8 protein-coding genes are annotated in these 12,022 nt (G+C 40.0%); 4 read left to right on the forward strand and 4 right to left on the reverse strand.

Going from position 1 to position 12,022, the window contains the following annotated elements; all coding sequences use genetic code 11:
• Positions 1-169: 169 nt before the first annotated feature.
• Together I6E24_RS13145 and rlmD are read right to left on the reverse strand one after the other, a co-directional pair.
• Positions 170-1,093, reverse strand: a complete 924-nt coding sequence (locus I6E24_RS13145) for an RluA family pseudouridine synthase (RefSeq protein ID WP_235328986.1) — start codon at positions 1,091-1,093, stop codon at positions 170-172.
• Positions 1,094-1,120: 27 nt separating this feature from the next.
• The gene (gene rlmD / locus I6E24_RS13150; RefSeq protein ID WP_235328987.1) at positions 1,121-2,545 is read right to left on the reverse strand and encodes a 23S rRNA (uracil(1939)-C(5))-methyltransferase RlmD; all 1,425 of its coding nucleotides are present in this window, start codon (positions 2,543-2,545) and stop codon (positions 1,121-1,123) included.
• Between the two features lie 269 nt (positions 2,546-2,814).
• On the opposite strand from rlmD, the gene ppdK reads away from it, so the two are divergent.
• On the forward strand, positions 2,815-5,535 hold the full coding sequence (ppdK, locus tag I6E24_RS13155; RefSeq protein WP_235328988.1) for a pyruvate, phosphate dikinase: 2,721 nt from the start codon (positions 2,815-2,817) through the stop codon (positions 5,533-5,535).
• A gap of 331 nt (positions 5,536-5,866) precedes the next feature.
• A complete protein-coding gene (locus I6E24_RS13160) occupies positions 5,867-7,363 on the forward strand; it encodes a tyrosine-type recombinase/integrase (RefSeq protein ID WP_235328989.1) in 1,497 nt (498 codons plus the stop codon).
• Positions 7,364-7,455: 92 nt separating this feature from the next.
• Here I6E24_RS13160 and I6E24_RS13165 read toward each other — a convergent pair whose 3' ends face one another.
• Positions 7,456-7,668, reverse strand: a complete 213-nt coding sequence (locus tag I6E24_RS13165) for a hypothetical protein (protein ID WP_118400813.1) — start codon at positions 7,666-7,668, stop codon at positions 7,456-7,458.
• A gap of 876 nt (positions 7,669-8,544) precedes the next feature.
• Here I6E24_RS13165 and I6E24_RS13170 point away from each other — a divergent pair.
• Both I6E24_RS13170 and I6E24_RS13175 read left to right on the forward strand, forming a co-directional pair.
• Positions 8,545-8,931, forward strand: a complete 387-nt coding sequence (locus I6E24_RS13170; RefSeq protein WP_235328990.1) for a plasmid mobilization protein — start codon at positions 8,545-8,547, stop codon at positions 8,929-8,931.
• A gap of 117 nt (positions 8,932-9,048) precedes the next feature.
• A complete protein-coding gene (locus I6E24_RS13175) occupies positions 9,049-10,614 on the forward strand; it encodes a relaxase/mobilization nuclease domain-containing protein (RefSeq protein ID WP_235328992.1) in 1,566 nt (521 codons plus the stop codon).
• Between the two features lie 128 nt (positions 10,615-10,742).
• Here the strand turns inward: I6E24_RS13175 and I6E24_RS13180 are convergent.
• A partial coding sequence (locus I6E24_RS13180) for a CHAT domain-containing protein (protein ID WP_235328993.1) occupies positions 10,743-12,022 on the reverse strand: 1,280 nt, incomplete at its 5' end.

Raw genomic sequence — 12,022 nt, forward strand, 5'->3', positions numbered from 1 at the left:
CCCTACAGCAGATAAAATTCTGGCGTTAATAAATACAAGATAAAACGCGGGCAAATTTAAGGTAAAACTTGCCCACATTTTACCTTAAATTTGCCCGCGTTTTTTTAAAAGGACAAAAAGCCTCTCTGATACCTTTTAGAAGGGGGTGTTATGACTAAAAAAAAGATTACTATTTACGGAGCATCAGGTTCTTGAATGATGCAGGATAAGGAGTTTCGAACTGCATCACCTCACCGGTTACGGGATGATAGAAACAAAGCTTGAAAGCATGAAGAGCAAGCCTTCCCAAAGGGTCTGTCTCACAACCATAACGCTGGTCTCCCACAACAGGATGTCCCAGCGTCTGCATATGGACACGTATCTGATTCTTACGGCCGGTTTCAAGATTGAGCTCTACTAAAGAATAACCGTTGGCACGTTTTATAGTCTTATAATGTGTAATGGAAAGTTTTCCTCCATCATCATAGTTACACGAACTTACATACAGTTTGCGGTCTGTCAACCACGACTGTACGGTACCCTTATCCTTTTCCATATCCCCCATTACTATGGATACATATCTACGGTCGAATACTATTTCATGCCAATTATCACGCAATGTATGCTGAGTCTTTTCATCTTTGGCATACATCATTATACCGGACGTCTCACGGTCCAGACGATGCACCACAAAGACACGATTTCTCGGATGCTGGCGCTTAACATATTCATTCAAAATATGCTGAGCGGTACGTTCCTTCTGATGATCTGTGGCAACAGACAGAAGTCCTTCCTTCTTTTCCACTACAATCAGATAAGCATCTTCATATAATATATTAAGAAGAGGATTACGGAACTCATGCTTGTTCTTTTCCTTGCTAATCTGGACTTTCATACCCGGCTTAAGCGGGAAATTATATAATGTCTGAATATTATTGTCGACCATCACCACACGGTTCGTAAGCAAAGCCTTCACTCTGGTACGGCTTATGCCCGACATCTTCTTCATCAGAAATTCCATCAGTTCCGACGGCTCCGACACATTATATACAGTATATTTATTCGCGGCACGCGCCACAGGACGCCTACCCGACCTATTTCTTTTTCCTTCCACTTTTATTGTTTTTTTTGTATTGTTATCTTAAGCTTTCCTTTTCTCAAGGAGTACTACATTCTCCACATGATGTGTATGAGGGAACATATCGACAGGCTGCACTGCCATAACCTTATACATAGGATCAAGCAACTGCAAATCGCGTGCCTGTGTGGCTGGGTTACAGCTGACATAAACAATTCTTTCCGGTGCGGCAAACATTATCACATCTATCACATCGTTGTGCATTCCGGCACGTGGAGGGTCGGTAATAATAACATCCGGACGTCCGTGTTCGTTGATGAAATCCTGAGTAAGTATATCCTTCATGTCGCCTGCATAAAACAGAGTGTTATCTATACCGTTTATTGCAGAGTTCACCTTTGCATCTTCTATCGCTTCAGATACATATTCAATACCTATTACCTTCTTGGCCTGACGGGAAACGAAATTGGCAATAGTTCCTGTTCCTGTATAAAGGTCGTAAACAAGTTCGTTTCCTGTGAGTCTGGCAAACTCTCTTGCCACCTTATACAGATTATATGCCTGTTCGGAGTTTGTCTGATAGAATGACTTCGGACCGACCTTAAATCTCAGACCTTCCATTTCTTCAAATATATGATCCTTGCCCTTGAACGCCTCTACATCAAGATCGCCTATAGTGTCATTACATTTATTATTAATAACATACATAAGAGATGTTATTTCAGGGAAGGAATCAGCTACATACTGAAGTATCTCCATCATCTTCGCACGGTCATCATCTGTAACGACCTTACATTGCAACAGAACCATCAGTTCACCAGTAGAAGACGTACGCACCATCATGTTACGTAGCAATCCTTCCTGCGAACGGAGATCGAAGAAGGAGAAATTATGCTCATACGCATAATCACGTATCGCATTTCTTATCCTATTTGAAATGTCGTCCTGAAGCCAGCACTTCTCTATGGCCAGAACTTTATCAAAAGCCCCCGGTATATGGAAACCAACGGCATTCATCTGGTCATACTTAACATCCTGCTTCACCTCTTCCTCGGTGAGCCAGCGCTTGTTTGAAAATGTAAATTCGAGTTTGTTTCTATAGAATTTGGTTTTCTCCGAACCAAGGATAGGCATGAATTCAGGAAGTTCCACCTTTCCTATACGTGTGAGATTATCAAAAACCTGTTTCTGCTTGTACTTTATCTGATCTTCGTACGAAAGACACTGCCATTTACAGCCTCCACACACGCCATAATGCTGACAGAAAGGCTCTGCTCTCATTGGAGATTTTTCATGAAACTTCACTGCCACTGCCTCTGCATAATGGTTCTTTTTACGTTTCACTTGCAGGTCAACCACATCTCCCGGTACTACGTATGGTACGAACACCACCAAATCGTTCACTTTAGCCAAGGCCTTGCCTTCTGCGGCCACATCTGTTATTGTTACCTTTTCCAATAAAGGTAGTTCTTTTTTCTTCCTTGCCACGTTATTTTTGAATAAAACCAATTTGGGGCAAATTTAGTCATTTTTTCTGACAAAACACCATGATTTCAAAAATAGTTGATTTTGCTATATAGACATTGCAAAAACATGTTGTAGAATATAATATATATGTTTGTTTATACACAAATAATATATAGTTTTGCCATCGTTAAAGAAAAACAGACTGTATTTTACATTATTTACGGTCTAAAGTAAAAGATAGAAACTAATACTTAAAATAACTAATAACTTAAAAAACCTTATCATTAAAAATGGAAACAAAAAGAGTCTATACCTTCGGAAACGGTAAGGCCGAAGGAAAAGCAGACATGAGAAACTTACTAGGGGGAAAAGGTGCTAACCTTGCAGAAATGAATCTTATTGGCGTTCCGGTTCCTCCAGGCTTCACCATAACAACAGATGTATGTAACGAATATTACGCAGAAGGTAAAGAAAAAGTAGTAGCCCTGCTTAAAGATGACGTAGAAAAGGCTATCAAAGGTGTAGAAGAACTGATGAAATCGAAATTCGGCGATGTAGAAAATCCACTTCTAGTTTCTGTACGTTCAGGTGCTCGCGCATCAATGCCTGGTATGATGGATACAATTCTTAATCTAGGTCTTAATGATGAAGTTGTAGTCGGTTTGGCACGTAAAACAGGAAACGAACGTTTCGCTTGGGATTCATACCGTCGTTTCGTACAGATGTATGGTGACGTTGTTCTCGGCATGAAACCAACAAACAAGGAAGATATCGATCCGTTTGAAGCTATCATAGAAGATGTAAAGAAAGCCAAAGGTGTACGTCTGGACAACGAACTTGAAGTAGAAGACCTGAAAGAGTTAGTAACAAGATTCAAGGCAGCTGTAAAAGCTCAGACAGGAAAAGATTTTCCATCATGTGCATACGAACAGCTTTGGGGAGCTATCTGTGCCGTATTCGATTCATGGATGAACGAACGTGCCATCCTCTATCGTAAGATGGAAGGAATACCTGCCGAATGGGGTACTGCTGTAAACGTACAGGCAATGGTATTCGGTAACATGGGCGATACTTCAGCAACAGGTGTTGCATTCTCTCGCGATGCTGCTACAGGTGAAGACCTCTTCAACGGTGAATACCTTATCAATGCACAGGGTGAAGACGTTGTAGCAGGTATCCGTACTCCACAGCAAATTACAAAAATCGGTTCACAGCGTTGGGCTGCTCTTCAGGGTATCTCAGAAGAAGAACGAGCTTCAAAATATCCATCAATGGAAGAAGCTATGCCTGAAATATACAAAGAACTTGATGCCATCCAGACTAAACTTGAAAACCACTATCACGACATGCAAGATATGGAATTCACAGTTCAGGAAGGCAAACTCTGGTTCTTGCAGACACGTAACGGAAAACGTACAGGTGCTGCTATGGTACGCATAGCAATGGAAATGCTCGAACAGGGAATCATCGACGAAAAGACAGCTATCAAGAGATGCGAACCTAACAAACTTGACGAACTTCTCCACCCTGTATTCGACAAGGAAGCATTACGTACAGCTAAGGCACTGACACGTGGTCTTCCAGCTTCACCGGGTGCTGCATGCGGACAGATAGTATTCTTTGCAGAAGATGCTGCACAGTGGAGAGCCGACGGACACAGAGTGGTTCTGGTACGTATCGAAACTTCACCTGAAGACCTTGCAGGTATGACAGCTGCCGAAGGTATCCTTACTGCACGTGGCGGTATGACATCACACGCAGCCGTTGTTGCACGCGGTATGGGTAAGTGCTGTGTATCAGGTGCCGGAGCAATCAATATAGATTATAAAGCACGTACTATCGAAATAGACGGAACTGTATTGAAAGAAGGTGATTACATTTCCTTGAACGGTAGTACTGGTGATGTATATCAGGGTGAAGTTCCTACAAAAGCTGCCGAAGTTTCAGGCGACTTCGCTAAACTGATGAACTTGTGTGACAAATATACAAAACTTAAAGTCCGCACAAATGCCGACACTCCTCATGATGCAGAAGTGGCTCGTGGTTTCGGTGCTGTAGGTATAGGACTTTGCCGTACAGAACACATGTTCTTCGACAATCAAAAGATTGTGGCAATGCGTGAAATGATTCTTGCCCAAGATGTTGAAGGACGTAAGAAAGCACTGGCAAAACTTCTTCCATACCAGAAAGCTGACTTCAAAGGCATATTCAAGGCTATGGACGGATGTCCAGTCAATGTACGCTTGCTTGACCCACCTTTGCACGAATTCGTACCACACGATTTGAAGGGACAGGAAGAAATGGCACAGGCTATGGGTGTGACAGTGGAATATATCCGTCAGAGAGTTGACAGCCTTTGCGAACATAACCCAATGTTGGGACATCGCGGTTGCCGTTTGGGTAACACATATCCTGAAATTACAGAAATGCAGACTCAGGCTATCCTTGGCGCAGCAATCGAATTGAAGAAAGAAGGCTACGATCCTCATCCTGAAATCATGGTTCCATTGACTGGTATTCTTTATGAATTCGAAGCTCAGGAAAAGGTTATCCGTAAAGCTGCTGCCGAACTGTTCGAAAAAGAAGGTGTGGAAATTCCATTCAAGGTAGGTACAATGATTGAAATTCCTCGTGCCGCTTTGACAGCCGACAGAATTGCTTCGAAAGCTGAATACTTCTCATTCGGTACAAACGACTTGACACAGATGACATTCGGTTATTCACGCGACGATATCGCTTCGTTCTTGCCTGTATATCTTGAAAAGAAGATTCTTAAAGTTGACCCATTCCAGGTACTCGACCAGAACGGTGTAGGTCAGTTGGTAGAAATGGCTGTAGAGAAAGGCCGCTCAGTACGTCCTGATTTGAAATGCGGTATCTGTGGTGAACACGGTGGCGAACCAACTTCTGTCAAGTTCTGCCACAAAGTTGGATTGAACTATGTATCTTGCTCTCCATTCCGCGTGCCTATTGCTAGATTGGCTGCGGCCCAAGCTGCAATTGAAGAATAATGCTTAAAAAGTAGTAGCTTTAGAAAAAAGTCATACCAAAGCGCATACACTTCACATACACCGGCAATGTAACCTATTGTGGAATAATCGTATATGAAAGTGGCTCAGGCTGCAATAGAGGAAGCATAAGCAATATAGGATAATATTTGATTTAGGCTGTAACGAACTGTTTATCAGGCGTTACAGCCTAAGTTGTTTTTAAGCGGTTCGTGCATTTGTCCGCAAAAAATGAGCCAAATAAACGGTACTTGCATACACCACGCATACACTTTTGAACAGTGGCGCATACACCAACGCATACACCATTTAATAACTTATAAATCAATCTGATATGGCAACATTTAAAGTAGTCGTAAGAAAAAAGAGAGCTGACGGATTTTATCCAGTGTACATTCGTGTTGTCCACCGTTCAAGAATGGGTTATATTAAAACCGATAAACTCATTACGGACAAGCAAATCACCAAGAATGGCGAAATCAAGGATATCGTGGTCAACGAATATTGTTCACGAGAAATCCTACGTTATAGCGATATGATAAACCGTAAGGATGTCTCAAATTATTCTGTTGCTGAACTAATTGAATTCCTTATCCATTCAGATGAAGAAATATGTTTTAGTGACTATGCTACAAAATTCATTAACCGTATGGCCTCTGAAGGACATGAACGTAATGCTAAGAACTATCGCCTGGCTGTAAACCACCTCGAAAGATATTTGGGAACAACCAGAGTGATGTTTACTCACTTGTCATCTTCTGTTTTGACAAGATGGATTAATAGTCTTTCGTTGACGAACAGGGCGAAAGAAATGTACCCGACCTGTTTAAGACAGATATTCAAAAGAGCACTTATCGAACTTAATGATGAAGAGCGTGGTGTTGTACGAATCAAATACAATCCTTGGTTAAAAATCACCATCCCAAAATCTGATAGTACGGTTCAAAGAGCCATCAGTGCAGAGGCATGTAGGGAATTCTTCAATCGTCCCCTACCGGAAACTAAAATGATTTCCTCTCTTCCGGAACTGGGCAGAGACGTAGCACTCCTATCCTTGTGTCTGGGCGGAATAAACACCGTAGATATTTTTGAGCTTAAAAAAGAAAACTATAAGGATGGAGTTATCGGATATAAAAGAGCTAAGACAAAGCACAGCCGGAAAGACGAAGCCTATATTGAAATGCGTGTGGAACCGTTCATTCAGGCCACATTTGACAAGTATCTTTCAGACGAGAATGACGAATATCTTTTCAAGTTCCATAAGCGTTACAGCAACCCGGACAGTTTCAATGCCAATGTAAACATTGGAATCAGAAAGATATGTGCCGATATGGGAATGAAGAAGGAGGATTACTACTGTTATTATACTTTCCGTCATACATGGGCTACTATTGCCCAGAATGACTGTGATGCCAACCTGTATGAAGTTGCCTTCGGTATGAATCATAGTCATGGACTGAATATAACAAGAGGATATGTTAAGATAGACTTCACCCCTGCCTGGGAACTCAATGCGAAAGTGATTGACTTCATTTTCTTCAGCAACAAGAAGAGTAAACAAGGCAAGGCACGTGACTTCGAGACACCGGCAGACAAGATGTTCCGCATCACAAAGAAAATGATGATTTATGGCCGTGCATATTTCAAAGGTGACGTTATCGGTGAAATAACAGACATTGGTTTTAGTAATGTAGACCAGGTTATCGACAGACTAGTTGAACAGTTGCCGAAGGATATTCCTACCGGATGTATGGTTCAGTTCCGTCTTATGAACTGTGATTCCAAGAAGGAAGTTGTATATGAAAGAAGCAAAGGGAAAGGATTCATGTAATCGACAAACTGGAACAAACCATTAACGCAAAGGGAGGATTCTACTTATCTTTATCAGAACCGTACCATTTCTCATATTGGTGCGGTTCCTTTCTATTTGTCCGGTTGATTCCAGGGCAATACTTCACGGCCTATAAGTATGGCAAAGACAAGTACGATAAGCTTCCATATAAGGATGAAAGTTTTCTTGACCAACCAGACTGCAAGACGTATGGCAATCCTCAAAAGCCAGAATACCAGCTTCAGGAGCAACATACCGATAATAAATACCGGCAACAGATATATAATCAACAACAATTCAAACATAACGTGTAATATTTAGTGATATATAATAGCTTGTTTATTATATAAATATACTAAAAATCAATGAGATACAGAAATTTGCGCAACACTATTTTCTTGTTATTCGAGTAGATTTTTTACTGATTATCAGTGTAATATCACCATGATAACAAGGTATCTCCAGACTCTGAATACAAGATTATTCTGTCTGAATATTTTTGCAATATAGCTCAGATAAAATAAGGTTTCCCAATAGCCACTTCATCAGTTGAATTAGCAACAAGATTTTATTTTCCCTTTTATTGGGATTCCAATAACTTAGATAATCAAGTTACTTTTACCATACTATCATGGTATCGGGACTACATATTATATTGGATATAGGTTTTATGAGAATAATTGCCATTCATCCTGTATAACTATATCTTGTGTGTTTTTGAAACTTTGGTTTATCCAACCATAGATAACGGAACTTTGTTTACTGATTACTGCGATTTGTATGGTTCTATGATTGAATAATGCTTGTAGCATCTATTTCAGAACACATTGATATTGGCTTGATAGGTTCTAGGATTCTATACAACAATATTCCGCAATATGGATATTCCAAGACAACCGGATGCTACAGCACACGGTAAGCCGGAATATGCCTCCAAAGAATTGTGTTGCAGATTTCGGTTTGCAACGGCTTTCTCCGGTAAATTTGGGTGTAATAATCATTCCCGGAAGGCATCGTTCTGCTGTGCAGAGTTTTCCAAGCAAGTTGTACTTTTGTGGCCACAAAACTCCGTTTCGTACCCACAAAAGTAACTTGCCGAATGCTGGCGCATCGGAGCGGATAGCCGCTGTTTCGCATGGCGAAAGATGGTCCGGGAAACCTAACCACCAATGTATCCAAGTATGAAGAATCAGAGAACCAAGTACATCAAGGTCAGAATGACACCGGAGGAAGTACAACAGTTTAAGGAGAAATCTGCCTCCTATTCATCCGTGAGCCATTATATACGTTCAGCACTGGTAGAGTATTCAGATATCGGGACCAAAAGACAGCTCAAACTGATGAATGATTTGGGTTCGTTTTACCGGAAATATCAGAATGAACTTTTCTGGGCAGGAGGAAACCTTAATCAGTCGGTTAAACGTGCCAATGAGCTTGCGGTAGCCGGGTTACTCGCTCCCAGCTATATTCAGGAAGTTCTGTTACCGGTTATCCTTGAAACTCAAGAAACATTGAACCGAATAAAGAAAGACCTTGATTCTCTGACACAGAAAGCTGTCAGAATCTGAATTGCAGATTACACGGTATTCAATCATTTCAGATATTATTATTGCGTAACCGTAGATTAATGAGCTTGAAGTATTTCGGTTACCCAGTCAAATAAACCATGATAATTAGAATTCAATATGATAGCAACCATATTACCGGGAAGCACGAACTTCCATGCTGTCGGTTACAATGAACATAAACTCTCGAAAGGTGTTGCACGGCTTATCGAGATTCAGAATTTCGGTTCACTCGGAACTTTTCACAAGCCTACCCCGAGTGAACTGGTCGGTTATCTCCAGAAGTACAGCTCACAGAACAGCAGAATCAGGAAACCGCAGTTTCATGTGGCCATATCATGCAAGGGACACGAAATGTCAGAAGATGAGTTGCTGGATTTTGCACACCAGTATCTCAAGGAAATGGGATACGGAGAATCCGGTCAGCCGTTGCTTGTTTACTCCCATTATGACACAGAGAATACCCATCTTCATATCATCACTTCGAGAGTGGCACCTGATGGAAGAAAGATTCAGCACAGCCATGAGCGCAGACGTTCCCAGGAAGTCATTGACCGTATTCTTGGGAATGACAGGAAAAAGAAAACGGAAGATGATATTGATGCTGCCAAACAATATACATTCTCTTCCTTTGCCCAGTTCAAGGCAATAATGGTTTCCATGGGCTATGAGGTCTATCAGAAAGATGAGAATGTATTCGTTAAGCATGGTGGAAAGGTTCAGAAGGAAATCCCTTTTTCTGAAATAGAAAGTCTTTTCAAGAGCGGTTATCGGAAAAGGACACGTTGCCGTCAGCTAAGAAGTATATTAAAGAAATACCGTGATGTAAGTTCCAAAAAGGAGGAACTGCAGAAGGAACTGAAAACGAAGTTCGGTATTGATATTGTGTTCTTCGGCAAGAAGGATACACCATACGGATATATGCTCGTTGATCATGCAAACAAGACCGTCATTCATGGTGCAAGGGTGCTAGCTGTAGAGGAACTTCTGGACTTTGCTACTCCTGAAGAACGGTTAAATCGGATTGAGGACTATATTGACCGGTTACTGACACTTAATCCAAAGATTACCCAGAGTGAAATATACAGTAAAATCAGGAAGCAACGTGCCTATATCAAGAAAGGCATCATCTACTTTGATGGTCAAAACCGTCCGTTGAAACCTTTTATGGCAGAAGCAATCGACCGTAACAACCGTATAGCCATGGTTGAAATGTTCAGTCCGGCAACTGAGGCTGAACGTGATCTGCTTTGTAAGATATTCAAGGTTTCTCGGACAGATCTGGTGAACTTGTCTCTGGAAAGAACACACTACTACACTGATGCTGTAAACCGTCTGCGTGAGATATTCAATGATGAAACAGTAACCTCTATCAGAAGGCAACTGCATGAAGAAGGTTTTACTATCTGTCATGATGAGGATGCAACTTATGCCATCAACTTCAAGCAGCATATCATTATAAACCTTACTGAAGAGAACTTCAATCTTGACCGGTTAAGAAAACAGCCGATGAAACAAATTGAACAATACCAAGCCCAGCAACTAACAAAGCCTATTTTACGTTTCTCTAACAAAGCCAAGCTGCGTGATGCAGGTGGTGGCAGTCATAGTGAAAATCGTGAGTGGGAAGTTGGGCAGAAAATTAACAATGATGAAATTAATAATGGCTGTTCTATGAAAAGATAATTAACTTCTCATAGAACAGTTTGTGTATTTAATAAATCATTTAGTGATAATCTTAAAAGTCGTTTATGAAATACCTTTTATTTTTATATATGACCTACAATATAGATATCAAAATTGCAATTATAAGATTACCCTTTGTCAACCATCAAATAAGGATTCCCAAATAGATGCATGCAAGCCCAAGCATATGGGCTTATATACATGGATTTAATATGCATATTTGCTTGAAATACAGCTTCACAAACAAATTTCCCATTGTCTAATTCTTGAAAGAATTTTTGCATCCATGGCAATGTTATATCAACAGAAAGACTCCACATCGGGGCAACTATACAAGCATATTCTTCTCGAATAAATTTCTTTATAAAAGAATGGATAGAAGAATCATAACCACCATTTTCTTTCATACTTCCCGAATGACAAGTAAGAAGAATGAGAAGCTTACCTTTTCCAACTATCCTATCAATATCTCTAATAGGTCTGTTATTCACATAAAAACATTGTTCATTGCTTATTTCACTTCCTCCATGTGCACATATGACATTTACTTCACTATTTAATGCTTTTTCTGGATACGTTTGATTAAATATAATAAAATTTGATTGATTAAGCCAGTCTTTCAATTTCTCATATTGCATCTGTAATGCAAAATCATTTATACCTGGTTCTTCTCCAATTGGACACCAAAAACTTTTACTATAATTTGTATTTAGCATCTTATCTAGTAAGGAAGTAACCATTATTTCAGTTGAAAGGACATTTGTTGATGGCTTTAATTCGCCTAGAAATTGTCCTGAAATTTTATCTATTAATAGTTGGTGTGGAACAAAAGCCAAATCTTTATCCTTAGCCAAACATATATTACATTGGTCACTACTAACTGCAATTTTGAATGGAAGCATTTGTACATAAAGTTCATTATACTCTTCTTTGAAATCTTCTTCTACTTTGTTAATAGGAGAGCCATGAATATCTTTTGTCTGAACAGTAAAAGGCTCAAACAATTTAGCTTTGCGTAATTGTTCCAGATCCCATCTGCCATAATCTTCAAAAGAATATGCATCTCTAACCATACTAAATCCATATACAGAATTAGCACCATTCCCAATCCACAGCATTTCATCCGATCCAAAAGTTTGAATTCCCGCTCTTATACCATCAATACTCTCATAGAGTACATGTAAATCATCACTTTTTGCTTTTGACGGTGTTACTGGCGCCTTTAATTTACAGCATTCTCTTTCTGGAAAAATAAATCCATAATCGGAACGAAATATCATGGCCATTACAAAATCTGCAAAATTCTTCTTTCTATAAGCTTCGTCAAGCAGATTATGAGCTAATAATGATACATACCATGAATCAGTATTAAAATTGTGTAGATATCTAGTAGAACTAAGTCTAATAA

This window comes from Bacteroides caecigallinarum, assembly GCF_021530995.1.
Classification (GTDB): Bacteria; Bacteroidota; Bacteroidia; order Bacteroidales; family Bacteroidaceae; genus Phocaeicola; species Phocaeicola faecigallinarum.

What these genes read in the sequence shown, in the direction of transcription:
- I6E24_RS13165 (WP_118400813.1), bottom strand. Translation starts at nt 7,668, where the DNA reads ATGTTTGAATTGTTGTTGATTATATATCTGTTGCCGGTATTTATTATC.
- ppdK (WP_235328988.1), top strand. Translation starts at nt 2,815, where the DNA reads ATGGAAACAAAAAGAGTCTATACCTTCGGAAACGGTAAGGCCGAAGGA.
- I6E24_RS13160 (WP_235328989.1), top strand. Translation starts at nt 5,867, where the DNA reads ATGGCAACATTTAAAGTAGTCGTAAGAAAAAAGAGAGCTGACGGATTT.
- I6E24_RS13170 (WP_235328990.1), top strand. Translation starts at nt 8,545, where the DNA reads ATGAAGAATCAGAGAACCAAGTACATCAAGGTCAGAATGACACCGGAG.
- I6E24_RS13175 (WP_235328992.1), top strand. Translation starts at nt 9,049, where the DNA reads ATGATAGCAACCATATTACCGGGAAGCACGAACTTCCATGCTGTCGGT.